The sequence below is a fragment of the Mycobacterium sp. E1747 genome, assembly GCF_001667775.1.
GTDB lineage: Bacteria > Actinomycetota > Actinomycetes > Mycobacteriales > Mycobacteriaceae > Mycobacterium.
The window spans coordinates 1-26,002 of record NZ_LZJI01000083.1 but is presented as its reverse complement, the minus strand read 5'-3'; the positions used below and the strand labels follow the sequence as shown (position 1 = coordinate 26,002).

24 protein-coding genes and 3 pseudogenes are annotated in these 26,002 nt (G+C 63.9%); 17 read left to right on the top strand and 10 right to left on the bottom strand.

Features of this window, described 5'->3' with window-relative positions:
- Positions 1 to 3: 3 nt before the first annotated feature.
- The 3 genes from A5695_RS08660 (at position 4) to A5695_RS08650 (ending at position 2,712) form a co-directional block, all read left to right on the top strand.
- On the top strand, positions 4 to 1,101 hold the full coding sequence (locus A5695_RS08660) for a phosphotransferase (protein ID WP_068079990.1): 1,098 nt from the start codon (positions 4 to 6) through the stop codon (positions 1,099 to 1,101).
- 84 nt (positions 1,102 to 1,185) lie between these two features.
- Complete coding sequence (locus tag A5695_RS08655; protein ID WP_068079988.1) at positions 1,186 to 1,971, top strand: oxidoreductase; 786 nt, start codon at positions 1,186 to 1,188, stop codon at positions 1,969 to 1,971.
- An 87-nt stretch (positions 1,972 to 2,058) separates the two neighbouring features.
- Positions 2,059 to 2,712 carry a TetR/AcrR family transcriptional regulator gene (locus tag A5695_RS08650; protein ID WP_068079986.1) on the top strand — a complete coding sequence of 218 codons (654 nt, stop codon included), beginning with the start codon at positions 2,059 to 2,061 and terminating at the stop codon, positions 2,710 to 2,712.
- A 276-nt stretch (positions 2,713 to 2,988) separates the two neighbouring features.
- Here A5695_RS08650 and A5695_RS08645 read toward each other — a convergent pair whose 3' ends face one another.
- A complete protein-coding gene (locus A5695_RS08645) occupies positions 2,989 to 3,609 on the bottom strand; it encodes a TetR/AcrR family transcriptional regulator (protein ID WP_068079984.1) in 621 nt (206 codons plus the stop codon).
- A gap of 69 nt (positions 3,610 to 3,678) precedes the next feature.
- Here A5695_RS08645 and A5695_RS08640 point away from each other — a divergent pair, with 69 nt between their 5' ends.
- The 7 genes from A5695_RS08640 (at position 3,679) to A5695_RS08615 (ending at position 12,582) form a co-directional block, all read left to right on the top strand.
- A complete protein-coding gene (locus A5695_RS08640; RefSeq protein ID WP_068079983.1) occupies positions 3,679 to 4,824 on the top strand; it encodes an LLM class flavin-dependent oxidoreductase in 1,146 nt (381 codons plus the stop codon).
- Positions 4,825 to 4,919: 95 nt separating this feature from the next.
- A complete protein-coding gene (locus A5695_RS08635; RefSeq protein WP_068079981.1) occupies positions 4,920 to 7,601 on the top strand; it encodes a bifunctional FO biosynthesis protein CofGH in 2,682 nt (893 codons plus the stop codon).
- On the top strand, positions 7,594 to 8,628 hold the full coding sequence (gene fgd / locus A5695_RS08630) for a glucose-6-phosphate dehydrogenase (coenzyme-F420) (RefSeq protein WP_068079979.1): 1,035 nt from the start codon (positions 7,594 to 7,596) through the stop codon (positions 8,626 to 8,628). The genes A5695_RS08635 and fgd overlap by 8 nt, the downstream gene beginning before the upstream one ends.
- Positions 8,612 to 9,247 (top strand): 2-phospho-L-lactate guanylyltransferase, encoded by a 636-nt coding sequence (gene cofC / locus A5695_RS27410; protein ID WP_197515405.1) that lies wholly within the window; start codon positions 8,612 to 8,614, stop codon positions 9,245 to 9,247. Before fgd ends, cofC begins: the two co-directional genes overlap by 17 nt.
- On the top strand, positions 9,244 to 9,891 hold the full coding sequence (gene ribA, locus A5695_RS08625; protein WP_068079976.1) for a GTP cyclohydrolase II: 648 nt from the start codon (positions 9,244 to 9,246) through the stop codon (positions 9,889 to 9,891). Before cofC ends, ribA begins: the two co-directional genes overlap by 4 nt.
- Positions 9,892 to 10,340: 449 nt before the next feature.
- Complete coding sequence (locus tag A5695_RS08620) at positions 10,341 to 11,510, top strand: LLM class flavin-dependent oxidoreductase (protein ID WP_197515404.1); 1,170 nt, start codon at positions 10,341 to 10,343, stop codon at positions 11,508 to 11,510.
- 241 nt (positions 11,511 to 11,751) lie between these two features.
- Positions 11,752 to 12,582 (top strand): phosphotransferase, encoded by an 831-nt coding sequence (locus A5695_RS08615; protein ID WP_082945913.1) that lies wholly within the window; start codon positions 11,752 to 11,754, stop codon positions 12,580 to 12,582.
- On the opposite strand, the gene A5695_RS08610 is transcribed toward A5695_RS08615, so the two are convergent.
- The 3 genes from A5695_RS08610 to A5695_RS08600 are packed head-to-tail and all read right to left on the bottom strand — an operon-like array spanning position 12,565 to position 15,470.
- Positions 12,565 to 13,179 carry a TetR/AcrR family transcriptional regulator gene (locus tag A5695_RS08610; protein ID WP_082945912.1) on the bottom strand — a complete coding sequence of 205 codons (615 nt, stop codon included), beginning with the start codon at positions 13,177 to 13,179 and terminating at the stop codon, positions 12,565 to 12,567. The two genes, A5695_RS08615 and A5695_RS08610, sit on opposite strands and share 18 nt — an antisense overlap.
- A gap of 45 nt (positions 13,180 to 13,224) precedes the next feature.
- A complete protein-coding gene (locus A5695_RS08605; protein ID WP_068079970.1) occupies positions 13,225 to 14,052 on the bottom strand; it encodes a hypothetical protein in 828 nt (275 codons plus the stop codon).
- On the bottom strand, positions 14,049 to 15,470 hold the full coding sequence (locus A5695_RS08600) for an NAD(P)/FAD-dependent oxidoreductase (RefSeq protein ID WP_156749527.1): 1,422 nt from the start codon (positions 15,468 to 15,470) through the stop codon (positions 14,049 to 14,051). The genes A5695_RS08605 and A5695_RS08600 overlap by 4 nt, the downstream gene beginning before the upstream one ends.
- 159 nt (positions 15,471 to 15,629) lie before the next feature.
- On the opposite strand from A5695_RS08600, the gene A5695_RS08595 reads away from it, so the two are divergent.
- A complete protein-coding gene (locus tag A5695_RS08595; protein WP_156749526.1) occupies positions 15,630 to 15,992 on the top strand; it encodes a hypothetical protein in 363 nt (120 codons plus the stop codon).
- A 2-nt stretch (positions 15,993 to 15,994) separates the two neighbouring features.
- On the opposite strand, the gene A5695_RS08590 is transcribed toward A5695_RS08595, so the two are convergent.
- Complete coding sequence (locus tag A5695_RS08590; protein ID WP_082945911.1) at positions 15,995 to 16,519, bottom strand: TetR/AcrR family transcriptional regulator; 525 nt, start codon at positions 16,517 to 16,519, stop codon at positions 15,995 to 15,997.
- Positions 16,520 to 16,601: 82 nt separating this feature from the next.
- Positions 16,602 to 17,261 (bottom strand): TetR/AcrR family transcriptional regulator, encoded by a 660-nt coding sequence (locus A5695_RS08585; RefSeq protein WP_231974762.1) that lies wholly within the window; start codon positions 17,259 to 17,261, stop codon positions 16,602 to 16,604.
- A 445-nt stretch (positions 17,262 to 17,706) separates the two neighbouring features.
- On the opposite strand from A5695_RS08585, the gene A5695_RS08580 reads away from it, so the two are divergent.
- The 3 genes from A5695_RS08580 to A5695_RS08570 all read left to right on the top strand — a co-directional run bounded on the left by A5695_RS08580 (position 17,707) and on the right by A5695_RS08570 (position 21,714).
- Complete coding sequence (locus A5695_RS08580; protein WP_068079964.1) at positions 17,707 to 19,410, top strand: NAD(P)/FAD-dependent oxidoreductase; 1,704 nt, start codon at positions 17,707 to 17,709, stop codon at positions 19,408 to 19,410.
- A gap of 52 nt (positions 19,411 to 19,462) precedes the next feature.
- Positions 19,463 to 20,596, top strand: a complete 1,134-nt coding sequence (locus A5695_RS08575; protein WP_231974761.1) for a phosphotransferase — start codon at positions 19,463 to 19,465, stop codon at positions 20,594 to 20,596.
- A 473-nt stretch (positions 20,597 to 21,069) separates the two neighbouring features.
- The gene (locus tag A5695_RS08570) at positions 21,070 to 21,714 is read left to right on the top strand and encodes a hypothetical protein (protein ID WP_231974760.1); all 645 of its coding nucleotides are present in this window, start codon (positions 21,070 to 21,072) and stop codon (positions 21,712 to 21,714) included.
- A gap of 105 nt (positions 21,715 to 21,819) precedes the next feature.
- On the opposite strand, the gene A5695_RS08565 is transcribed toward A5695_RS08570, so the two are convergent.
- Positions 21,820 to 22,497 carry a histidine phosphatase family protein gene (locus tag A5695_RS08565; RefSeq protein ID WP_156749536.1) on the bottom strand — a complete coding sequence of 226 codons (678 nt, stop codon included), beginning with the start codon at positions 22,495 to 22,497 and terminating at the stop codon, positions 21,820 to 21,822.
- A gap of 267 nt (positions 22,498 to 22,764) precedes the next feature.
- On the opposite strand from A5695_RS08565, the pseudogene A5695_RS08560 reads away from it, so the two are divergent.
- Positions 22,765 to 23,268, top strand: a pseudogene (locus A5695_RS08560) (TetR/AcrR family transcriptional regulator); the annotation flags it as partial.
- Between the two features lie 123 nt (positions 23,269 to 23,391).
- Here A5695_RS08560 and A5695_RS08555 read toward each other — a convergent pair.
- Both A5695_RS08555 and A5695_RS08550 read right to left on the bottom strand, forming a co-directional pair.
- Positions 23,392 to 23,646, bottom strand: coding sequence for a cytochrome C oxidase subunit IV family protein (locus A5695_RS08555; RefSeq protein WP_068079961.1), 255 nt, complete (start codon positions 23,644 to 23,646; stop codon positions 23,392 to 23,394).
- A gap of 34 nt (positions 23,647 to 23,680) precedes the next feature.
- Entirely contained in the window at positions 23,681 to 24,286 is a 606-nt protein-coding gene (locus A5695_RS08550) for a 5-formyltetrahydrofolate cyclo-ligase (protein WP_068079959.1), read from the bottom strand.
- A gap of 76 nt (positions 24,287 to 24,362) precedes the next feature.
- Here A5695_RS08550 and A5695_RS08545 point away from each other — a divergent pair, with 76 nt between their 5' ends.
- Together A5695_RS08545 and A5695_RS28970 are read left to right on the top strand one after the other, a co-directional pair.
- Positions 24,363 to 25,274, top strand: a complete 912-nt coding sequence (locus tag A5695_RS08545; RefSeq protein ID WP_068079956.1) for a UTP--glucose-1-phosphate uridylyltransferase — start codon at positions 24,363 to 24,365, stop codon at positions 25,272 to 25,274.
- A gap of 112 nt (positions 25,275 to 25,386) precedes the next feature.
- Positions 25,387 to 25,626: pseudogene (locus tag A5695_RS28970) on the top strand (molybdopterin molybdenumtransferase); the annotation flags it as partial.
- A gap of 9 nt (positions 25,627 to 25,635) precedes the next feature.
- On the opposite strand, the pseudogene A5695_RS27400 reads toward A5695_RS28970, so the two are convergent.
- A pseudogene (locus A5695_RS27400) lies at positions 25,636 to 26,002 on the bottom strand (molybdopterin molybdenumtransferase); the annotation flags it as partial.

Sequence of the window (26,002 nt, the reverse complement as noted above, 5' to 3'; positions counted from 1 at the left end):
GCAATGATTCCAGCGAACCAGGACCAGGTCGACGATGCGTGGCTGACGGCCGCGCTGCGACGAGGTGGTCAGATCGCGGACGACGACCGAGCGAATATCCTTCTCAAGGCACCGCTTGGCGAGCACTCCGCATTTGGCGGTGAACTGTTCCGGATGCAATACGCCACCACCTCGGGCTTAACCGTGAGTGCGGTGGTCAAGATGCCCTTTCCGCCAGGGCCGACGCGCGACGTGCACGATGTGATCGGCTCGTACGGGCGAGAGCTGGCGTTCTATCGCCACGTCGCGCACGGCTCATCGTCGGCTCCCGTCCGCACACCGCGGCCCATCGTCACCGAATCGGATCCGAACTCCAGCGACACGATCCTGATCATCGAGGACCTCGCCCCGCTCGTCGCCGCAGACCAGCGCACGGGGCTGTCGCTAGCCAACGCGGCGTCGGTCGTACGCGGCCTGGCTGCACTGCATGCGTGGGGATGGAACAACCCGGTGCTCGACGGATTGGCAGAGACGTTGCCGCGCATGGACTCTGACCGGGCGCTGATGGTGTGGTCAACGTTCGGGGAGGTCTGCCGGATCGCGTGGCCAGCCATCGGTTCCCGCCTCGCGGACGACATCCCCGCTGCGGTCGCGCGAACATGTGAGCGGTTCGCCGAGTTGATTCCGTTCTTTGTCGCGGAGCTGTCCCACCCGCGCACGATCATTCACGGTGAGTTGCGTTCAGACAATCTCTTCATCGGTGATGACGGCGTGCCGATATTCATCGACTTCCAAATGGCGGGTCAGGCCTGCGGGGTTTTCGACGTGGCGTATGTGGTGTCGCAAAGCATGCGGACGGATGTGCGTCGGGGACACGACGAGGAGTTGGTACGCGCATGGTGGGAGGGGCTGCGCGAGCGCGGCGTCACCGATTACTCGTGGGACACGGCATGGAGGCAGTACCGGATCGCCACGGTCTGGGGGCTCGTCTACCCGATGCTCGTCTCCACGCGCTGGGATGTCGCCACCGCGGAGGGGCGAGACTTGCTCGACGGCATGATGCTGCGGGGCGCCGCATGCGTTGACGATCTCGGCGCGGTCGGTCTGCTTCCGGGCGGATGACTCTGTGGCGCAATTCGACCCGCACGTGGGACAGAAGCGGCTGGCCGATGTTGGTCCGGCGGCGATGATCGATCGGAGAGTGACATGATTTCAGAGGACCCAACGCTGTCGGGAAAAGTGGCAGTAGTGACGGGGGCCAGTCGCGGTATCGGTCGCGGGGTATGCAGCGCCCTTCGCGATGTCGGGATGCGGGTCTTCGGCGCGTCGCGATCCGACCCCGCGCTACCCGGAATCGAGTGGGTGGAGGCCGACCTCCTCACGGCCGATGGAGTGGCGCTTCTCGCCGATACGGCGTTGGAAGCGGCTGCCGGAATCGATCTCGTCGTCAACAACGTGGGCGGGATCGAACAGCCGCGCACCAACGGGATCGCAGCGGTTTCCGACGCCGAGTGGCAGGTGTCGCTCGACCTGAATTTATTCGCTCCGGTGAGGCTCATTCGACGGGCACTTCCGTCGTTGGTGGAGCGCGGCGGGAGCATCGTCAACATCTCGTCGATAGGAGCGGTCAAACCGGAGCCGGGCATTGTCGACTACGCGGCGTCGAAGGCCGCCCTGAACACCTTCACCAAGGCGCTCGCCGTGGAGATGGGACCGCTAGGTGTGCGGGTCAACACGCTGTCTCTCGGCGCGATCGAGACCCCAGGGTGGACCGGCGAGGGGCAACTCGGCGATCAGCTCGCCGCTGCGACCGGCCTTCCCCGACAAGAGGCGATCCAAGCGATGTTAGACCAGCTCGGCGGCGTCTCGCTGGGACGACTGGGCTCCGTTGAGGAGGTGGCGGCGGCGGTCGTGTTCCTCGCCGGGAAGGGAGGGGCGTACATCACCGGCGCCGACCTGCGGATCGACGGCGGCCTGTATAAGGGCATGTAGCGGCTGGGGCATAATGACGCACCGCAGGCGAAGCATGTTCATGTGCGGCGGCTCCGTCCATGCCTCTCGAGTTGGATCGGAGCACCTGTGACCCGGCCCGGAGCCGACCAGCGAGCCGGCGCTCGAACGACCGCCGCTCGCAAGCAGCGCCGCACTCGGGCCGAACAGCGCGCGGAGCTTCGACAGCGACTGCTTGAAGCGGTCGAGCGACTCCTTGTCGACCATTCGTTTCCTGCCATCACCATCGACCAGATACTGAACGAGGCGCGGGTGTCGAGGGCAACTTTCTACGCCAACTTCTCGGACAAGGCATCATTGCTTCTGGAGCTCGCGCAGCACTTCATCGCCGAGTCGTCGGTCGTGGCCACACGGTGGTGGGAATTGCGCGCGGACTGCACCCGCGACCAGTTGGAACAGGCTCTGGGCGGAATCTTCGATATGTACCTGCGGCACAAGGTTGTCGAAGCCGCGATCTCCGATGCAGCCGGTTACGAACCGAATATCAAGAAGCAGGTGCTCGACCTGCAGAACGACGCGATCGCAAAACTGACAGCACATATCGAACGCGGGCAGGCGGAGGGATTCGTCGACGGCCGGTTGGAGCCCGCCGAAACGGCTGGCTGGGTGATCTGGATGATCGAACGCGGCCTTTACACCATGGCGGCTTCGGCGGGCACCGCGCGGACTGCCCGCTTGCTGAAAGCGTTGACCGACATCGTATGGAAAACGCTCTACGAATGATTCGCTCGGCTTGCGACGCATGCTCATCATCGTCCTTCGCGGAGGGTCTCCGGCGATGAGGTGCGCCGCCCGGCCAACTGGTCGCCAGGGCGGCGCCCCAGCAGCCCAATTTTCGCAGCTCTACAGGTACGACCTGGACGTTGAAGCCCGTCAAGGGTGCGGTGAAGAATCACACCTGCAAAGCCCTCCCCAATTTGCCACACAGATGACGGCCGGTGCGGCTCGACGCCCGCCTGCCATCGAGGTTCTGCGGTGTCTGGTCGCCGAGTGCGCGCCCTACCTCGTTTCTCGGGCGGCGACGCCGTACATAACGATGTCGGTCAGCGCACGCGCCCGGACGTCAAGGTCTGTGTTTGTCCCTCGCATCGACTCGTCGACGGCGAACCAGAACGCCATCCCGAACGCGGCCTGCACCGCTGTCTCGGTGTCGTAGTCTGCGTGCGGCCATCGCTCCCGGTTGACCTCTCCCGCCTCAATGCTGGCCTCGATCAACGGTCGAATGTGCTCGAAGTAGAACTCAGTCGCCGGGCCGCGATCGCCGAACAAGACGACGCCGAGTCCCGGTGCGGACTGGGTGAAGAACTCGAGCAGGGCGCGGACGAAGCGCAGCATGCTCGCGTACTGGGCTGCGCCGAGGGGATCTGACGGCAGCGTCTTCATGCCGGCGATCACCCCTTCCAACGCCGCCCGCAGCGGAGCGACCACGGCGACGTCGAACAGCTCCTCCTTGCTGCGGAAGTGCTTGTAGACCAACGCGATGTTCACCTCGGCGGCGCGCGCCACCTCACTGATGCGGGCGCCGGCGAAGCCGCGTGAGAGGAATTCTGCGCGCGCCGCGGCCACGATCTGCTCCTGGCGTGCCTCTTTGGAGAGGCGCGGACGTGACGCACTTGACACGACAAGCAGCTTATGGCAAAGATCACGAAGTAACCAGTTACTTACCTTCTACATCTAAGGAGGGCGACGGTGCCCGAAGTGCTGACCGGTGTGAATCTCTGGGGCTCGCGCTACGCGCCGCTGCGGCTGGCGGGAGACCTGGCTCGAACGATCGAGGCCAGCGGACACGTGGATCAGGTCCTGGTGTGGGACCAGCTGATGAGCTGGTTCCCGCAGCATCTGTGGACACCGGAGAATTCGCCCGTCGCCGCCGTAGCTCCAGACATCGACTCGATCGCCGATCCGTTCGCCACCGCATGCTTCGCTCTGAGTGCGACCGAGGGGAAGGTGGGATTCGGGGTGGGTACGGATATGCTGCGCCGTAATCCCTCTGAGCTCGCGCAGATGCTCCTGACCTTAGCGACCACGACGACCGGACCGGGTTGCTTCTACCTCGGCGCCGGCGAGGCTAAGAATACGGTTCCCTTCGGCATCAAGAGATCGATGGGCGTGAAGCGCCTTGAGGACGGCCTGGCTGTCCTTGAGAAGTTGATCAAGGGCACCGAGGCCTTCGACCACGACGGAACGGTGTGGAACCTCAAGGACGCGTTCATCGGCAACGGCGGCAAAGACCGCAAGCCCCGCGTGATCGCCATGGGGGGTGGCGACCGCCTCATTAATGCTGCCCTCAAGCACGCTGATGGCATCGCAGTCGGCGTGCCCTTCGTGATGCCGTACGCCGATCAGTTCGGCGAGTTCGTCGACACCCACAAGAAGACGCTATCCGAGATCGGCCGTGACCCCGAGGAATTCGACTTCGGGGCAATCCACATGCTTTTCGTCTGCGAGAGCGAGGACGCGTTCGAGCAGTACATCGACAACCCGCTGCTGAAGTTCTTTGCAGCGACTGCCGGCCGGCTGGACATGTCCAAGTGGGAGCGTGAAGGCATCGAGTCGGTCATGCCACTGGACTGGCACTACGCGTTCAAGATGCTCTCCGGGTCCTACACGCGCGACGAGGTCTATGCGATTACCGACAAGGTGACACCCGAGATGGTGCGCAAGACCTACCACATCGGCAATCCGGCCGAGATTGCCGCGAAGATTAGGCCGTTTACCGACGCAGGCGCCACTCGTCATGCGTTTGCCGATGTTTCGGCGCTGCTGGGCATCAAGGACGCGGCAGATGCCGTCAACGGAATGATTGAGGTATCCCGGTTGGTAAAGGCCGACTGAGGCTTTTCGTACAACTGCGGGTGGGGTGCTCTGGTCGAGAGCGGCGGAGCCACCGGTCTGCCAAGCGGACTCATCAATCGGCTTGAGGAAGCTCAATGTGTCGCCATCAGACATCAAATGGGATAACACGACTCGTGTGGTCGCGGACGGTCGCGGCTCCGAACCCGCACCGCGGCGTCGTCCTGCCCAATCCGGTGAGCCCTGTGAGGGCTCAAGTGGCCAGCCCCGCCGCCTTAGGTCGTGTCTTGCGTCGTGCCCGGGACGGTGTCGCGCTCAACGTCGACGAGGCGGCGATCGCGATGACCGCCCGCGGCGATGACCTGGCCGACTTGTGCGCCAGCGCGGCCCGTGTGCGCGACGCCGGCCTGGAGTCGGCCGGCCGTCGGGGTCCCGGCGGGCGGTTGCCGGTGACGTATTCACGCAAGGTGTTCATCCCGGTGACGCACCTGTGCCGCGACACGTGCCACTACTGCACTTTCGTCACGGTGCCGGGCAAGCTGCGCGCTCAGGGCAAGGGCATGTTTATGGAGCCCGACGACATCCTCGACGTCGCGCGCCGGGGCGCGGAGTTGGGTTGCAAGGAAGCGCTTTTCACCCTCGGCGACCGGCCGGAGGCCCGCTGGGACGAGGCCAAGCAGTGGCTCGACGAGCGAGGCTACGACTCCACACTGGATTACGTGCGCGCCATGGCGATCCGGGTGCTCGAGGAGACCGGTCTGCTGCCGCACCTGAATCCCGGCGTGATGAGCTGGACCGAGCTGTCGCGGCTCAAGCCAGTGGCCCCGTCGATGGGGATGATGCTGGAGACCACGTCGCGGCGGCTGTTCGAGACCAACGGGCTGGCGCACTACGGCAGCCCGGACAAGGATCCGGCGGTGCGGCTGCGCACGCTGGATGACGCCGGCAGGCTCTCAATTCCCTTCACCACCGGTCTGCTCGTCGGCATCGGGGAGACCCTGACCGAGCGCGCCGAGACCATGCACGCGATTCGCCGCTCGCACAAGGAGTTCGGACACGTTCAGGAAGTGATCGTGCAGAACTTCCGGGCCAAGGACCACACCGCCATGGCCGCGGTACCCGATGCCGGCATCGATGACTTCCTGGCCAGCATCGCGGTGAGCCGCCTCGTGCTCGGCCCGAAGATGCGCATTCAGGCGCCGCCGAATCTGGTCTCCCGCGACGAGTGCCTGGCCTTGGTCGCAGCGGGCGTCGACGACTGGGGCGGCGTATCGCCGCTTACCCCTGATCACGTCAACCCAGAACGGCCTTGGCCGGCGCTGGACGACCTGGCCGAGGTGACGGCCACCGCGGGTTATGAACTGGTGGAACGACTTACCGCGCAGCCGTCGTACGTGCAGGCGGGTGCGGCGTGGATCGATCCGCGGGTGCGCGGGCATGTGGATGCGCTGGCTGATCCGGACACCGGGTGGGCGCGGGATACCAAGTCGGTGGGCCGCCCGTGGCAGGAGCCCGATGAGGCGTCGGAGTCGTCGGGGCGCACCGATCTTCACGCGGCCATCGACACCGAAGGCCGGCTGACCGAGACGCGCAGCGACCTGGGTAGCGCGTTCGGGGACTGGGAATCCATTCGGGAGAAGGTCTCCGAGTTGGCGGCGCGGGCGCCCGAGCGCATCGACAGCGATGTGCTGGCCGCCCTGCGGTCGGCCGAGCGCGACCCGGGCGGCTGCAGCGACGACGAGTACTTGGCGCTGGCCACTGCCGACGGTCCGGCCCTGGATGCCGTTGCCGCTCTTGCTGATTCGCTACGCCGAGACGCTGTCGGCGACGACGTCACGTATGTGGTTAACCGGAACATCAACTTCACTAACATCTGCTACACCGGCTGCCGGTTCTGCGCGTTCGCCCAACGTAAGGGTGACGCCGACGCGTACTCGCTGTCCACCTCCGAGGTCGCCGACCGTGCCTGGGAAGCGCATGTCGCCGGCGCCACCGAGGTATGCATGCAGGGCGGGATCGACCCCGAACTGCCGGTCACCGGCTACGCAGATCTGGTGCGGGCGGTCAAGGCCCGGGTGCCCTCGATGCACGTGCATGCCTTCTCGCCGATGGAGATCGCCAACGGCGTCACCCGCAGCGGGTTGTCGGTGCGCGAGTGGCTGACCGCGTTGCGCGAGGCCGACCTCGGGTCCATCCCCGGCACCGCCGCTGAGATTCTCGACGACGAGGTGCGGTGGGTCCTGACCAAGGGCAAGCTGCCCACCTCGGAGTGGATCGACGTGGTGACCACCGCGCACGAGGTGGGGCTGCGGTCGAGCTCGACGATGATGTACGGCCACGTCGACACCCCGAAACACTGGGTGGGACACCTCAACGTGCTGCGCGGAATCCAGGACCGCACCGGCGGGTTCACCGAATTCGTGCCGCTGCCGTTCGTGCACCAGTCCTCGCCGTTGTATCTGGCGGGTGGCGCGCGTCCCGGCCCGACGCACCGGGACAACCGGGCGGTGCACGCGCTGGCGCGGATCATGCTGCACGGCAGGATCTCCCACATCCAGACGTCGTGGGTGAAGTTGGGGATCGAGCGCACGCAGGTGATGCTGCAGGGTGGCGCCAATGATCTGGGCGGCACGCTGATGGAGGAGACCATCTCGCGGATGGCTGGTTCGGAGAACGGCTCGGCGAAGTCGGTCGAGGAACTCGTCGCGATTGCCGAAGGCATCGGCCGCCCCGCCCGCCAGCGCACCACGGACTACACGCCGTTGACCTCGGCACCTGTAACCCAATCAGTTGTCTATGAAGGAGTATTGCATGCCTGAGTTAAAGCTTGGATATAAGGCGTCCGCTGAGCAGTTCGGTCCGCGTGAGTTGGTGGAGTTGGGTGTGTTGGCCGAGGAACACGGCATGGATAGTGCCGCGGTCAGCGATCATTTCCAGCCCTGGCGTGTCACGGGTGGGCATGCGCCGTTTGCATTGTCGTGGATGACGGCGGTGGGCGAGCGTACCAAGCGGATCACACTCGGCACGTCTGTGCTAACCCCGACATTCCGATATAACCCGGCGGTCACGGCGCAGGCGTTCGCGACAATGGCGTGTCTCTGTCCGGGTCGGGTGTTCCTTGGTGTGGGTACAGGTGAGGCGCTCAACGAGATCGCCACCGGTTTCACCGGTGAATGGCCGGAGGTCAAGGAGCGGTTCGCTCGTCTGCGTGAGGCTGTGCGGCTGATGAGAGAACTCTGGACGGGTGATCGAGTCGATTTCGATGGCGAGTACTACCGGCTGCGCGGGGCATCGATCTACGACGTTCCGGAGGGCGGGGTGCCCATCTATATCGCTGCCGGCGGGCCCGGTGTGGCCAAGTACGCCGGCCGGGCCGGCGAGGGGTTCATCTGCACGTCGGGTAAGGGTGTCGAGTTATACACGGAGACCCTCATTCCGTCGATGAAGGAAGGCGCAGAACTGTCGGGTCGAGATCCGCGCGATATCGACAAGATGATTGAGATCAAGATTTCTTATGATCCCGATCCTGAACTAGCACTGCAGAATACGCGATTTTGGGCTCCGTTGTCGTTGACCGCGGAGCAAAAGCACTCGATTCAGTCGCCGGTCGAAATGGAACAGGCTGCTGATGCCTTGCCTATCGAACAGGTTGCCAAGCGTTGGATCGTCGCTTCTGATCCCGATGAGGCCGTGGAGAAGGTCGCTGCCTATGTCGACTACGGGTTGAATCATCTGGTGTTCCACGCACCGGGGCACGATCAACGACGTTTCCTGGAACTCTTTCAAACGGATCTGGCACCTCGGTTGCGCAAACTTCAGTCTCGAGACGGTGTTGAGGTCTGCTGATACGGCGCTGATCGTCCCAATACGGTCCTTTGCCGACGGTAAGACCCGTCTGGCCCCGCTGCTGACCACGGAGGAGCGTGCTGAGTTGTTGTGCGGCATGGCGTCTGGTGTGGTGCAGGCGGCGGAGGGGTTGGCGACTGTAATCGTCTCCAGCGCAGTCGAGGTGCGGGCCTGGGCGTCTTGTCGCGGTCTTGCCTGCATCAATGACCCGGGGTCGTTGAATGCCGCAGCTGCGGCGGGTGTGGAATGGGCACGGTCGCGTGGTTGTCGTCGCGCGGTCGTCGCGCATGCCGATTTGCCGCTCGCCCGAACGTTCCGGGCGGTCGTTGACGGTTTCGCGGACGACGATGTGGTGGTTGTCCGTGGGAACCGGGATGGCGGAACGCCGGTGCTGGCGATCTCCACACGTGTGCAATTCCGGTTCTACTACGGGCCTGCCTCATTCGATCGGCATCTGCTCGAGGCACGGCGCAGAAGTCTGCCTGTTCGAACAGTCGTCGACCCCGATCTGGCAACCGACCTCGACACTCCCGAGGACATCGAACGACTCCTTGCCTCACCGTCGTTGAGCAGACGGGTAGCGGGTGTCGCTCCGCGAGGACGATTAGTCGCGAAATGACGTCCAGAACAGATGAACTCGCCGATATAGAAGACGGTGATCGGGAAACCCTCGTTGTTCATTCGGAGTCGATGATTGTGACGACCGATATCGGAGAGTTCACCGCGATCTGGTTTACTGTCTCTGCTGACCCTACGGTGCACATTGCCCTGGTTCGCGGTGACGTCACCGGGGGGGATGTCTTGACGCGGGTTCACTCGGAGTGCCTGACCGGCGACGTCTTCGGCTCCCGGCGCTGCGATTGTGGAGAACAACTCGGTGCCGCGATGTCAGCCGTTGTACGCGCTCGGCGAGGAGTGATCATCTATTTAAGGGGCCATGAAGGGCGCGGGATCGGACTGATCAATAAACTCAGGGCATACGCACTTCAAGAGGGCGGATTGGACACGGTGCAGGCGAATGTTGCGCTCGGCCTGCCGGTTGATGCCCGTTCCTATGAAGCCGCAGTCGCGATCCTGCGTTACTTGGACGTACGCAGCGTTGCACTGCTCACCAACAATCCGGAGAAGGTCGTAGGACTTCGTCAAGCGGGAATACTTTGCACCACAATGGTTCCCATGCCAGCGGCCGAAACCGAGGACAATCGCGACTATCTCACTACCAAGGCGGATCGCATGGGGCATCGAGGACTGATACCCAGATAAACCCCGGGCAAAGGCGCTGACTCCATCGCCTATAAGAAGGGGATGCGGCCAACCGCGGGCGTCGTAACCGGCCCGCTGCCTCACACGGTGTGCATTGGGCGGCCGACGGCGTCCGACATCTGGACGCAGAAGCCAGGTTTGACCGGTTGCGCCAGCCCGGCCCGGCGAGCGGGAGTCGCGGGTGCCCCCTGCTGGGGTGACGCGCCAGTCCAACGCAGTGTTCGACGATGCTAGGGCCGAGCACGCCAGGCAGACGTTTCTTCTGAGAGTCATCGCTCGTAGAAGTTAGCGCGTCGCGTAGTCGAGATAGCGCCATCGGTTCGAGAGAACTACGCCGCTAGGGCGGCCGAAGTGATTTACACACACCGTGCATACCGCTACAGTCCGAGTGGGCGACGTCACAGTTCGCGTCGCGCCTGCACGAACGTCAACGGAGGATGGTGGCAACGATGCCCTTGCCCGCACCGATGACCGGAATTCCGGTCGATAACCACCGCGGCACCCCACCAGCCACAGTGGGCGATGTGGCTCGGACGCTTGGAGCGAGTCCGGAGGTCGATTTCCTGTGGTTCTGGGACGAGATCTCCGGCTGGTTCCATAAATCGCTATGGACGCCCGAGAATGCGCCTATCGCTGCGCTTCTCGACAACAACTCGACCAACGACCCTCTTCTCCTAGCGATGTTGGGCTTGGCGGCCAACTCGGAGATCGGCGTACGCGTGACGGCAGACGCGGTGCGCAGCAGGCCCGCCGAGCTGTACCGGTCGCTCATGACGCTGTCGTCGGCGGTGACCGATGGGCCGGGCGTGGTGTGCACGCTGGGTGCGGGCGAGCTGCGGCAAACGCGGCCGCTTGGCTACGAGCGCTCCACAGGCCTCGCGCGCATGGAGGACATCTTCCGATTGAGCGGTCTACTCTGGGACCGTGACGAGCCGTTCGACTTCGATGGCAATGTCATTCGGTTCGACCAAGCGTATCTCGGTGCAGACCGACCGCAGCGGCGCCCCGAGCTGTGGGCGCTGGGCGGCGGGCCGAAACTGATCGATATTGCCACCCGGTACGCCGACGGCATCGAGGCGGGTGTGCCGAATGTGTATTTCTCACCAGATGATTGGGCCACGCAAGTTGGGAGCGTCAAGGAACGGGTAGAGAAGAATGGCCGAGACCCTGAGGCCTTCGGGTTCGGGATCTGGTTGGGGTGCCTCATCAATGAGGACCCCGACGTCATCGATCGAACTTTCGAGAACGAATGCTTGAAGTATTACGCGGGTGTGCTCGGCAGGTTCAATCAGGCCGACTGGTCGCGCCAAGGCGTCGAATCGATAATGCCGCCGGGGTTCCACTACGCGACGAACTGGTTGCCCTTCAACGAAACCGCTGAGGAAGTCGCGCAGATCGTCGCGCGTGTGCCGCCGGAAATGGTACGCAAGTCGGTGTATTACGGCTCGCCGGCCGAGATCGGGAAGATCGCCGGTGAATACGTCTGCGGCGGTGCGACATTCGTCGGCATCGTTGACTTGATGCCCCTCATGGCACCACTCGACGATGCGGTCAAGGCACCATCGCGATGGCTCGAGGTCTGCGCCGCACTCAAGCAGAAGTCGTGGGCAACCTCGTGACGATCCCACCCTCGATCGAGGGAGTCGACTCGGCGTGGACGTCATCCACTCGGCCTCCCCGTGACGGTGACCGGCATTGACCCCGTCGGGGTCGGGGCCACGTTCACCTCAGTCCTGTACCGCGTGCACATGCGGGGGCGCGGCGCTCCTTCGAGCGTCATCGTCAAACTGCCGGTGCCCGACCCGAAGATGCGGGCACCGGCCACGGCGCTCGGCCTCTACACCCGCGAGGTGACGTGGTATCGCGAAATTCCGAGTCGGCCCCCATTCGGTCCCCCAAGCTGCTGCATGCCGACTTCGACGAAGAAGTGCGGAGTTCGTCGTTGTGATGGAGGATCTAGCGCCGTTCGTGGCCGTGGATCAGATCGTCGGTTTGAGCCTGTACCAAGCCGAGGCGGTTGCCGACAACCTGGCGAGACTCCATGCCTGGTCGTGGGAGTCGCCACGGCTCACCAACGAAGCCGCGGTGTTCCCGGCACTGGATTCTCCCATCGGCAGGGCAGTCAACGCCCAACTGGCGCACTTGTTCTCGATGGGGTGGTCGCACTATCGACTGGTCGTTCCGCGCATCGCGCCCGAGATCAGCGACTTCGCCGACCGGTTCGGCGAGTTTGTCCCGATTCTGATCGATCGGCTCGCCACCCCAAGGACGTTGGTGCACGGCGAGCTCCGCTCAGACAACCTGTTCTTCGCTGCCGATGGTGAGCCGATCATCATTGATTTCCAGATGGCCTTGCAGGAGGCTGGAATTCGCGACCTTGCGTACGTCGTTTCCCAAAGTCTTCCTGTTGAACTCCGGCGTGCTCACGAAGGAGCGCTTGTTCGCCGGTATTGGGAGGGCCTCGTTTCCGCAGGAGTGCGGGACTACTCGTTTGCCCGTGCGCAACACCAGTACCGCAGTGCTGTTGCCTTCGGGCTGGTGTACCCGATGGTGGCGTTCACGCGATACGAGACGGCGAATGAGCGTGGTAGGGAAGTTCTTAAGACAATGTTGGGCCGGGCGATCGAGGCGATCGAGGACAATCAAGCCGTAGAGACCGTGGTGAGCGAAGGCTCAGTGAAATTCGACTAAGCGCCATGAGATCTCGGTCATTGCGGCAGTGATCGGTCCGAGAAGCTCGGGTTCACGGGTGATCTGGTGACACGACCGCTCAAGCATCCACACCAGGACCTTGGCCACCGATTCGATATCGGCAGGACCGTCAGTCCTATCGGCCCAGCGGCGGGTCAGGTATTCGGTGACGTTGTCGGCGATCGAGCCGAGTGCCCCGTCCCATATCGCCCTCATCTGATCGTCGTACTCCGCCATTTCGATTAGAGCGGTGAGCACGGTCTTGTGATCCATCCATTGCGCGGTGATGTCCACCAGCAGGCGGTCCAATTCATCGCGGGTGAGTTGGGGGTCGGCCAGCACTTCGGCGCCGACTTCCTCACGCCAGGCGATCTGCTCGCTTACTAGGCAGGCGACGACGTCCTGCTTGTCCTTGAAGTGAAGGTAGAAGGTTCGCCGTGCCACCCCCGCCTCGGTGACGATCCGGTCAACACTCAACGCGTTCACGGGCGTGCCGTGGGCCAGGAGCCGCGCCGTGGCTTCGAGTACATCGTTACGCGTTGCCTCGCGGCGCTGGCGACCGATGTGAGCCTGTATCGACATTCGGTGCGTCGCCATCGTCGAAGCCTACTGCCAACATAGTCGGTGGCTGGGCCGGTCCGGCTACGGGCTCACATGGCTGGTTGCGCCCGCCGACGATTCCGCGATCGGGGAGTGGCCGTCTGCCCGGCTGCTCGACACCGCCCGCCCGATCGCCGCCACCACCGCCAGGCAGAAGGCCAGCGAAAGGGAGCTGAGGGCGAACCGCACCGCTATCGGCGGATCCCATTCCAAGGCCATGTAGTTCGGCCAGGCAAGAGTAAACCACGAGGTGACGTATCCGAGCATCGGAATCATCACCACGAAGAGCCGGTTCCAGCCCTTGAGGTGCGGGGATGCCAACCAGAGGATGAAAGCGCCCAGTAGCATGCCGGTCGCGTTGATCCACGTGACCCATAAGGGAAGCGGACCGAGCTGAAACGGTTGGCTGCCGTAATACTCGTAGGCACCGAGCCCGACGCCGGGGTACTCCAGCGCGAGGTCCGAGACGATGAAGACGAGGAAGAGCATCCACACACCCTTGATGGAGATGCCGCGCCTCATGAAGACGTAGCCGATGTACCCGTCCAGGCCCACGAAGAACGCGTAGGCGAACGGGATGAACAGCGGGACGTTGACGTCCCAGCCCGAGAGCACCGGCCCCGGAAGGTCGTTCGGCCACCACAAGTAGCAGACGTGATCGATCAGCGGCTCGGGCACGATGGCCAAGGCGCCACCAAACCACATCAGCGTGGGTAGCCAGTTCTTGTCGCGAAACCCGCGGTGGACGCACCACGGAAGGGCGAGGAGTCCGATCCCGCCACCCCAGATGGTGAAGAACCACCCGACGCCCGTTCCCGCCTTCACCGCGTCCGGAACCGGCAGCGCGTTCGCCAGGTAGGAGATCGTCATGCCGCGTCCTCGGCCAAGGGGGTCCGGTCGAGTGAATAGAGGGGAGGTGCAGTGAAGTCGGGAGCCGGGCCGTCGGGTAACCCGGCCCTAGCTGTGACGCGCCGCATCACGGACTCCTGGAACAGCAGGCCGGGGTCCTGGGTGCCGATCGCGCGGAACATCATGCCTCCGACGTAGGGATCCTCCGTGGCCAGCCTGCGTACCTGCGTGAAGTACTCGACGGCCTCTTTTGGCGGCGGGGCATCGAGGTTCTCGGTCTCGGTAGCCTCGAACGCGAGATCGTTCATAGTCGCAGTTGACCACGGGAAGGCGCTAACTTCGAACAACTGTTGCGGCAACATCTCGATCGCCTTGTCGAGAGGGTGCTCGCGCAGCAGGTCCCGCAACCTTTTGGCCGACAGCGCGGCGTTGGTGATGCCCTGACCGTACACCGGATTGAATGCGGCGTAGGCGTCCCCGAGCGCGATGAATCTTTCTGGACGATCGGCGAGTTCGTGCCAGCGGCGCAGCTGATTGGTCGATGTCCGTGTTGTCGAGATGTCGCAGATCTGCTCGGCGCGTTGCCACATGTCGTATATCACGGGGGTAACGCCGGTCTTGAGGAACTCGGCGAAACCCTTTCTGTCCCTTGGGGGATAGTCTCGAGCTTGACCGACCGCGATGACGCCGACGATCCCGTCCTCCTGCGGGTTGATCGAGCCGCCGCGTGTGAAGCCGGGAATGGGCGGAGCTGTGATCGACCTCAGGTCGCCGGGCCACGCGTCCTCCGGCAGATGGCAGTAGGTGGTGGCATAACCTAGGTAGGACTTTACGGTGGTCTCAACCGGTGGCGCGTAGCCGATCTCCTCGAACCATTGCGGGGCACGCGACCCCCGACCGCTGGCGTCGACAACGAGGTCGGCCTCGAGTATCCGTTCGCTCTCGTCGGTCAACGCCACCACGCCCGTCACGCGTTTACCCTCCCCGGCCGTCGCCAGCCCGATCACCTGACCGACGGTGAACGCAATGTTCGGCACGTTTTTCACCAGAGTGCGCACCACCCACTCGGTCGTCCAGCGAGTGGCGAACGTGACGCGGAAATCGCCCGGTGCGCGTGCGATCCAACCCTCGGGCAGTAGTAGCGCTTGGTGGCGGCACATGTCGAAGAACGGCGTTGGGACGGCGAGCATCTCATCAGTGAAGGTGTCGAACAACTCATCGAAGGTGGTGCGCGCGACATAGAGGAGACCATGCAGGTGTGCGCCCTGCGGGACGCCGCGACGGGTGAGGGGTACCTGCCGCGGTCTCTCCTCGGTGAAGGCCAGCTCGTCTCGCTCGACGATGGTGACCCGGCCAAAGAAATGACTCAGCGCTCGGGCGGCGGCCATACCCGCCATGCTGCCGCCAATGACGATCGCGTGGTCCCCGTGTTCTGGCATCGTGCTCCTCGTTATTCCATTCGGCTCCACCGTGTTCCGATGTTATGCACATTATGTGCATAACGATTATGTCATCGGGGCCAGGCGGTGTCCAGGAGGTTGCGCGGTCCATTCGAATGCAGCGACTCGCCGTCGTGCGCGCTCGGCGGGGAGATAATCATGCACTTGCGACGTTACGAGGGACGCGAAATCCCTCTACTTAACAAGCTGAAGGCGTACGCCTTACAGGAGCACGGGTTGGACATGATCGAGGCCAACGTCGCACTCGGCCTGGTCGTGGACGCTCGCTCCTATGACGGTGCTGTAGGTGTTCTTCAGTTCCTCGGTGTGCGCAGCGTTGCGCTGCTCACCAACAATCCCGAGAAGGTGGTGGGACTTCAGCGTGCGGGAATCCGTTGCAACACAGTGGTGCCGATGCCGGCAACTTTGAATGCGGACAATCGTGATTACCTCAGTACGAAGTCGGAGCGGAGGGGCATCGAGGATTGCTGGCTCGTTGAACGTGTCGCGCGGCCACTGTGACCTTAGACCGTGTATAAGGTATGGCGGATGATGTCCGTACCGGTCTCGATCAGTGACGGATCGTCGGTCTCTCGAGACACCACCTGCTCCATCACCCGGTCGATCATCGCGACCAGCCATGGCGCGGTCGTGGCGGCGACGAGTTCGGGGTCGACCCACCCGGCCCGCTGCCCTCGCACCATGTGCTTGCGAAGTGCGGTCGTTCGGCGTTGAAACGCATCGTCGAGCGCTTCGCGCAGGAGCGGATCGTGTGCGCTCGTGTCCTGCACCGCGTTCACCACGAACCGCTGACCGGCGTACTCCGCGGCGAGCCTGCTCAGTACGCTTGAGAGCAGATGACCGGTGGGACGTTCCGCCTCCCACCATTCGGTGAGCACCCGGGCCACGCGGCGGTCGAGGGCGTCGTACCAGGCCCTCACCAGTTCGCCTTTGTCCTCGAAGTAGAGGTAGAAGCTGGCACGCGAAATGCCCCCTCGGCGTGAGAGTCGTTCGACACTCAGGTCTACGAATGTGGTTCCCTCGCTCACGCTTTCAGCCGCGGCATCTGCCAGTGCAAGCAGTATGTCGGCTCGCCGCGTAGACCGACTGGACGGCGGCCGCCGATTCGGCTTAGCCATTGCTACCGGCGTCCGCGTACAGCGTCTTCCATACGATGTCGGTTGCCGCCGAGGTGTACTTCTCGACAGCGCGATCGTCCGCCGGTGCGATGAGCCTCATCTGTCCGTTCTCCAGCATCCAGGTCAGCCAGACGGCAAGGTGGCTGGCCGAACGGGATTCCACGACGACACCCGCTCGCTGTCCCTTGAGGATGTGCTGCTCGACGGCGCCGACGAACACATCCATCATCTCCCGGAAGTGTGCCCCAATGACTGCATCCTGGGTCGACTGTTCAACGATGCACCTCATGACCACTCGGTGAGTTCGGTACGCCTCGAAAATGATACGAAAAGACTGCTCGTACTCCGCCCTGGTTCCGCCGGCGGTCATGGCGAGCCACGCGTCGGCGGCCTGGAGAAAATCGTCGCGGACGGCGACGGCCAGACTGGACAGCAAGCCGCTCTTGTCGCCGAAGTATTTGTAGAACGTCGAGCGCGCGACTCCCGCTTCATTGACCAACTGGTCGACGCTCAATTCGCCGTAACTCGTGTCCTCATCGACCAGGCGCTCGATCGCATCGGCCAGTCGGCGTTGAAACTCCGCAGCTGCCGTGGGATTTCGTCTGACGACCAGTTCCGCGCGGTGCCGGGAGCCCTCCGGTTGTACTCGCACGCCGCGATGATAACCGTGCATTCCCGCAGGCAACGCAAGTTGGTGGCTTTGGAGGTGACATCGTCCCCACAACCGCTCAGAGGCGCGGTGCTCACAGGCGCGCATCGGCCACCGACGGGATCGTCGCCGGCATGGTCGGGCCGGATTCGTCGAAAACCACCATGGACGACCGGTTCTGGAGACCGGATGGTGCCAACCGGGCCGAGCGGGCGGCAAAGCGTCGAAGTCCAACCCGCGGCCTATTGTGTTCCACGCCTCAAACTGCATACAGTGTGTCTAGTCGTCATGGTTGCGGTGTTAGTAGAACTCCAGACGTCACGCCCCTAAGGCGCGGCGCGAGCCGGGCCTCGGCACGCCGGGGGGTCCGCACCACCGTCCGACGACTGGAAGATTCACGATCTCCACCTGATGAGCGTGTGCGCTCCCGAGTAACGAAGGAATCGCAATGAAAAACCAACTGCCTCGCGAAGCGGATGTGATCGTGGTCGGGTCCGGACATAATGGCCTCGTTGCCGCCGCTTACCTGGCGAAAGCCGGGCTCGACGTCCTAGTCGTCGAGGCGTCGCCGACGGCAGGTGGCATGACCTCGACGAACCCCTTCGCACCCGAGGCCCCGGAATACAAGATCAACGAGGCCTCGATCCAGGCGTCGCTGTTTCGCACCACCACCATCGATCGCGACCTGGGCCTATCGCGCAACTACGGACTGCGCCAGACCGTGATTGATCCGGCTCACTTCCAGCTGTCCGCGGACGGGGCGTCGTTGGGCCTGTGGCGGGATCCCCGCAAGACCGCCGCCGAACTCGCGTACTTCTCCAAGAAGGACGCCCGGGCGCTCATCGAGTTGTACGAGGTCATCGACGCCGCCGTGGAGATTGGCCTGCCGATGATGCAGACCAACGTGATGAAGCCGGAGATCAAAGCGATCCTGAAGTCCGCTCGCGCGTTGGTGAAGAACCGCAAGCAGCTTGCGGCGCTGGGGCGTTGGATGTCGAGCTCGCAGGCTGAGGCAATTGAGGAGAGCTTCGAGCACGACATGATCCGAGCGCCCCTGCTGTCGTCGCTTCCGTTCATGCCGTTCGACGCGGACATGTCGGGTTGGTCGCTGATCTATCTGGGCGTGCTGTCCAGGTACGGGGTCGCGATGTTCCACGGCGGCACCGGATCTCTGCCCAAGGCGCTGATCGGCGTCATCAAGGACAACCACGGCGATGTCATCACCAGTTCCCCGGTCGAGGAACTCATCGTCACCAATAATCGCTGCACCGGGGTCCGTATCAGGGGTGGCGCGGAAATCTACGCCCGCCGTGGGGTATTGACTGCGTGTAGCCCGAAGACCACGCTGACCCGGCTGCTACCTCGCGGCGTCCTGGAGCCCAAGAAGCAGAATGCCGCCGACCATATTCCGACGCGCAAGCGCGGCATCGCAGACGCCAAGGTCAACGTCGCGCTCTCGGGCCGCATCGACATGTCCAAGCACGAGAAGTGGCGTGGCGACGGCATCGACATGCGACAGGCCTGCAACTGCTACCACACCTACGAGCAAGCGCTTGAGGCGGCGCGAGCGTGTGTGCGCGGCCACGTACCGGAAGCCATTCCCGGATTGGCGCAGGTCACGAACTCGTTCGATCCGTCGATGTCGCCCGAAGGTAAAGACCTGTGGTGGTTCTGGACCGGGTTGACCCCGTCGTATCCGGAAGAGGGATGGGACGTGGCCCGGAAGAAGATCACCGACAGCATCATCAAAGACGCTGACGAGTACTACAAGGGTGTGGACGAACTACAGATTGCGGTTCGTCCTTTGGTGCTCCCCGACATCGAGCAGCGTTTCTGGGCGGTCGACGGCTCGGTCTATCACGTCGATCCGACGATCACCCGTTTCGGACCGAACAAGCCGGTAGCTGGCTTCGCCGGCTACACCACGCCCGTCGCCGGCTTGTTCCTGACCGGCTCGGGCACGCACCCCGTCGCCGGGATCAGCGGGATGCCCGGCCAGAACGCCGCGCGCACTATGCTCAAGCAGTTCAAACTGCAGGACCGTGGCGGCCGACTCGGTGTGCTCAAAGAGCTGGTGAGCTCGCGGCGATCGGACAATGGCGACCCGTACGCGAGCGGTCAAAACGACCCGTTTCCGGCCTCGCGGGCCTAGGCCCGTGACGCCGGTCAGTCCAAAGCTGCAATTGGCCGTGAAGGCCGCAATCGTGGGAGCGTACAGCGTCGGTGAGCGATTGCGGCCGCCAACTCTCGATCAACTGCACGACGTGCCGAGTTCGGGAGCAGAACTCAACGCCGACTGGCTCTCTGAGGTGCTGTGCCGCGACGTGCCGGGCGCCAGAGTCGTCGCCTTCACGACGCCGTACGGCAGCAGCGGCACGTCCGAGCGACTCTCGCTACGCGTCGAGTACAACGGCGTGGGAACGGCGGCCGGTCTGCCGACCCAGCTGTTCACCAAGACGACGAAGTCCTTCCGGCAGCGTATGGTCCTCGGCGGCGCGGGTGCGATCACCGGCGAGAGCCAGTTCTACACTCGGCTGCGCGATAAGGCGGCCATCGAGGCGCCGAAGGGCTACTGGGGCCGGGTCGATGCTGCATCCTGGCGATCGATCACGATCATGGAAGACATCGTTGCGACCAAGGGGGTCCGATTCCTGACTCCCACAACTGGTTTCACCTACGACCAAATCTCCGACCTGGTCAGCGAACTCGCACTGCTGCACGCGCCGCTTTGGGGTGATCCGGACATCCTCAATCTCAAGACGCCCGCCGACTACCTCGCGACGACGCGAGTGTTCCTCGATATCAAGAGGCGCTGCGAGGTGGGCATGAGGCGCGCAAAGGACGTCATCCCGCAACGCCTCCTCGGACAAAGTGACCGGCTCTTCGAGGCGACGGTGACCTCGATGGACCTCAGCAGTTACAACATGCCGCGGACGCTTCTGCACGGTGATGCTCACGCCGGCCAGACATACGTGACGTCCACCGGGAAGATGGGGCTGGGGGATTGGCAAGCGATCCTGCAGGGCGGCTGGGCGTTCGACTTCGCCTACCTCGTGAATTCCGGGTGTGAGCCGGAGGATCGTCGACTTTGGCAAGAGGACCTGATTCGCCGCTACGTGCAGACATTACGGGACACCGGCGGGCCGGTGATCGACTTCGACGTGGCGCTGCTGCAGTATCGGCAACAATCGTTTTGGCCTTACACCGCTTGGGCGTTCACGATCGGCCGCGCGGCGTACCAACCGAAGATGCAGCCCGTTGACACGTGTCTGGCGGTGATTAGACGCACGGCCGCCGCGATCGATGACCTTGATGCATTCGACTCCCTTGAGTTGTAAAGCGCCGCAGGGCTCACTTGAACTCGGCGTGAGCGGAACTCTCGTTGGTTCACCAGGATGTGCACCCCAACGATTGGTTCATCCTTGGCAAGGCATCGGCACCGGCAGCTGGGCTCTCGACGTGAGCTACCCGGCGAAGCGCTCGACAGCCTCCGACAAGCCTCACGGTGGTGACGGCGCATCGGTTGGCTGTAATCCAACGAAACTCGGGTACGCACGTCCTCGGGCGTCGTATGCTCCAAAGAGTGCTTTCTAATGTGGGATAAAATGTGAGGAATGCGCTGATGTCATCTATCGCTCCGGTCGAGACACACGGAATCGATACTCCCGTCAACGAGGTAGGTCAGTGGGTCGCCACCGGTTTGACGTGGGGGCTTGGCCTGCTCGTGTTGGTGTGGATCATCACTCTGTGTCGGCGGGAGCGAACAATCTGGCCGCTATGCGTCGCAGCGAGCGGCACACTCGGATGTTTGATGGAACCACTGTTCGATCATTTGTACGGGCTGTGGTTCCGCGAGCAGGGCCAGTGGCACCTCTACACAACATTCGGTAGCTCACAACCGGTGTGGCTCCCTGCGGCCTACCTCACCTTCTACGGGGGAGCGACCGTCTACATTGCGCGGTACCTCGAGCGCCGCCCGACAATGCGCGCGGTGTGGCAGATGTACGGCTTTATCGTTGTCATGGCGATTGCCGCCGAGATGACCTATGTCAGCGTGCTGGGCGTGTACGAGTATCAAGGCAGCCAACCCTTCGTGGTCTTCGGATACCCGATCTTCCTCGGCTTCACTAACGCGATGTCGGCGCTAGTCAGCGGTATCCTCGTGTACCGGATGGTGCCGCTGCTGCACGGCTGGGGTTATCTGTCGCTTATTTCGCTGGTACCAATGGCTTTCGCTGCCGGTTTGTTCGGTACCGGAATCCTCTACCTGTCTGTGCGGCACGGCATCAAGAATCCGCCCATGCTGCTGGTCCACGTTGCCGCCCTCACCGTCGTAGGTGGTATCGCGAGCACCGTGGCTCTTCTTGGCAAGTTGTTGGTGAAACCAGTAGCGAACGGCACTGCTTCGCCGCTTGCGGCCGTGAGACTGCAGCATGACATAGCCGCGAATACATGAAGCTTCGCACGGCTGGAGACGCCGACTCAGGCCGCACGGCTGCGTTCAAAGGTTTCATCGCAGCCGATACGTGACGCTGACGACGTCCCGCAGGACAGGGCCGGCTCAGCAGGGTGGGGGGTCGGCGCTCCACTCCGTCATCGTCCAGCCGTCGGTCGGGTTGCCGGTGATTACGACACGACCGAGATTGGTCAATTGCTTGCTCGTCAGCAGCGACGGATCTGGATTGTGCACGTTCATCAGCACCCAAATCATGATGGCTCCGCCGTGTGAGAAAGCGACTGGGTTGAGCTCTCCGCTGTCATAGATGTGTTGCACCGCGTCATTGAAGCGCGCTTCGAACTCGTTGCCGTCCAGCGATCCCGGGATCCGGGCATTGCGGTCGCCCTTGAACCACTGTTTGGGGGCCGTGAAGTACCCCATCGCATTGGCCTCCGGCTGTCCTTCGTAGTCCCCGGCCTCGACCTCGCGCAATCCGGCAAGCACGTTGACGGGTTCACCGAGCGCCTGCGCGGTTGCCGCAGCCGTTTCCTGGGTGCGGACCATGGTCGAGGCGTACACCCCGTCGTAGTGATGATTGCTTAGCGGGCCTGCGGCCAGGGTGGCTTGACACCATCCCCTAGGCGTCAATTCTGGTCCAGGCGTTGAGGTGTCAACGATTCCCGAAGCATTTGACGCCGACTGTGCGTGTCGCACGAAAGTCAGGGTGATGTCGTGCGGACTCGCGGCGTGAACCTGCGCGCAGCCCAGCGCGAGTACCGCGGTAACAGCACCGGTGAGCACGCAGGTAAGCCGCAGCAGTTCTTTTACAGCCCACCGAGTCGGCAACGTCGAGCGGATTGACGACAGCGCAGCTGTCGCCGCAAAGGGGATGTTCACGCTGAAAACGTAATGGATCAAGGTGAACTGCGTGCCGACGGCAGTCTCTCTTTCCAGGTTTCTTCGCTGTCGGGGACGGTCACGAAAATCGAATCAAAAGTAGAAGACGTGTTAGGGTTCAGGATCGCGTTGGCATAAGAACCTGGATCGAAATCTGATGACTGAAACGCCATGCTGAGCGCGAACTCCCGCCGCGATGCATTGTTGCGCGCGGCCACCACTCTGTTCGCCGCTGGCGGCTATCACGGCACCAGGATTGACGACGTCGCGCTCGCTGTCGGATTGAACAAGGCGACGGTGTACCACTACTACGCCAGCAAATCGGCGATCCTGTTCGACATCTAGCAACGTGCCTCCGACTTCACCTCGGGCGCCCTGCACGATGACCCGACACTGACGGCGCGCGCGGCACTCGCCCGCATCACCGGGCGGCTTCTCGATGGCATTTCCGGCGATATCGAACGAGCGGCCGTTTACTTTCGGGAGAGCCCGTACATCACCCGATGGTTCACCGAGGAGCAGGTCGCCGACATTCGCGCCCGAGAGTCAAGCATCTACCACCGGGTGCGCGGCGTTATCGATCGTGGAGTCACCAACGGTGAGTTCGCGGACTGCGATTCCCACGTGCTTGCGCACGGCTATCTCGGCATGACGCTAGGTTCGTACCGGTGGCTGGGCTGGCGGGACGGATGATGAGCCTCGTGATGAGCACTGAACCACCGCCCTGAGCATGCCTGGCCCTGGCAGGGCTGAGCGGCGTCGCTCGGTCGGGATGCAGCAGACCGATCAGCGACTTCGTTACCTGGGGAGGGCTAGCGCCGCGAAAACGGCGCATACATAGCTGTCGAAAATCGTGCGCAGTAGTCGTGGCGCCGACCGCAGATCCATGAAATGCACGCCGATGAGTCGGACCTTGATCATGGCCAGGCCGAGCACGAGAACCGTGGCGATGGTCGCGATGTCCCCGCGCTGTTCGATTCCGGCGGTGAACGACCCGAAAGTCAGTATCACCAGTCCAACCCACACGGCCGTGAGTCGTCGTGTCGTGGTCATCCATCACCTCACCAGAAGATTTACGACCACCTCGTCACGCACTTGTGCTATCGAGGGCAGTCAGCCCGGCCCGCGGCGTGAGCGCATGGGTCATCGGAACGTCGTGCGGCTCGGTGGGCAAGTGGTCCACCAACTCCGCGTCACGCACGACGGCGACCAGCCGCGCGTGCGGGTCCCGGCCGCCCAGCGAGCGATCGTAGAACCCGCGACCGCGGCCCAACCGGACGCCGGAGCGGTCGACCGCCAAGGAGGGCACCAGGATCAGGCTCGCCTCGGCGATGGCCGAGGCGGGGAGCCACGGCTGGGGCGGCTCCAGCAATCCCCACCGCGCCGAGGTCAGTGCGCCGGGCCGGTATTCGCCCCAGCGCAGCGGCAGCGCCGCGCCGTCAGCAGCGGTGCGCGCAACCGGCAGCAGCACTCGTCCGGACCGCCGCAGCAACACGTCGAGCATGTCTATCGACCCGGGTTCGGCGCCCACCGGCACGTACGCGCACACAGTGTCACCGCTGCTCACAACGCCTTCCGCGGCTTCCAGTCGCCCGCTCAACATCCGGGCGTCCTCGGCGCGCACGTGATCGGCAACGCGGCGGCGGGCTGCCTGCAGCTGGGCCCGCAACGCGGCCTTACCAGTGGTTGCCATGCCTCAACCATTGCAGCCGGGTCTTTGGCCGCGCCACATCGCCTCGGCAAACCACAGTCGGGTTATCGTGTGAACAATGTCAAGTCCGAAACTGGTGGTCCCACACACGGCGATCGTGCCCGCTGCCGGTCTTGGTACCCGCTTCCTGCCCGCGACGAAAACGGTGCCCAAAGAGCTGCTGCCGGTCGTCGACACCCCCGGCATCGAGCTGGTGGCCGCGGAGGCGGCCGAGGCGGGCGCCGACCGCCTGGTGATCATCACCTCTGAGGGCAAGGACGGCGTAGTCGCGCACTTCGTCGAGGACCTGGTCCTCGAGGGAACGCTCGAGGCGCGCGGCAAGAAGGCGATGCTCGACAAGGTGCGGCGTGCGCCGCAGCTGATCAAGGTCGAGTCCGTCGTGCAAGCCGAACCGCTCGGCCTGGGACACGCCATCAGCTGCGTGGAGCCCACGCTGACGTCCGACGACGACGCCGTGATGGTGCTGCTGCCCGACGATCTGGTGCTGCCGACCGGCGTCCTCGAGACGATGTCGAAGGTGCGGGCGCAATACGGTGGCACCGTGTTGTGTGCCATCGAGGTGGCACCCGAAGAGGTCAGCGCCTACGGGGTTTTCGATGTCGAGCCGGTGCCCGGTGACGACAACCCTGACGTGCTGAAGGTCAATGGCATGGTGGAGAAGCCCAAGCGCGAGGATGCCCCGTCGCTGTTCGCCGCGGCGGGCCGCTACGTGCTCGACCGCGCCATCTTCGACGCGTTGCGCCGCGTCGACCGCGGGGTGGGCGGCGAAGTCCAGCTCACCGATGCGATCGCCTTGCTCATCGCGGAGGGCCACCCCGTGCATGTCGTCGTGCACCGCGGATCTCGACACGACTTGGGAAATCCCGGCGGCTACCTCAAGGCTGCGGTTGACTTTGCATTGGATCGTGACGACTACGGCCCGGATTTGCGGCGATGGTTGGTGGCGCGGTTAGGCCTGGCCGAGAAGTAGCCGGCCGATACGTCCGGCCCACGACGGCGCCCGTCAGGGTACGAGAGGGCGGTGCCCGCCAGGGCACTAGAGGGCGGTGCCCGCCAGGGCATTGAGGGCAGAGAGGCGCGCTGTGCGTTCTGTTGAGGAGCAGCAGGCCCGGATAACCGCTGCCGCGGTGGCCCCGCGGCCAATCCGAGTGGCCATCGCCGAGGCGCAGGGATTGATGTGTGCCGAGGAAGTGGTCACCGAACGGCCCATGCCCGGCTTCGATCAGGCCGCGATCGACGGCTACGCGGTGCGCAGCGTCGACGTGCTGGGTATCGGCGAAGTGGGTGCTGACAGCCTGCCTGAGCCACCCGGGGACGCCGAGCTGGACGAAGACCGCCGCGAGGAGCCCGACCTGGGCCGCGCCGATCACCGTGCCGGCGCGCACCGCGACGTCGCCGGGCTGCACGTCGTCGCCGGTGCGGCGCACGTACGCACCCGAAGGGGCGCCGCGCAGGATCCGCACCCGCTTGCTGCCGCCGTCGGTCCACCGCAGCGGGATCACGGCGTCGGCGAGCGTGGGTAGCGGCGCGCCCGTGTGCACCCGCGCGGCCTGGCGGGGTTGCAGGCGGCTGGGCGTGCGCGCGCCGGCCTCGACGGTTCCCATCACCGGCAGGACCAGGCCCTCGCGGCGGTCTTCGTCCAGCTCGGCGTCCCCGGGTGGCTCAGGCAGGCTGTCAGCACCCACTTCGCCGATACCC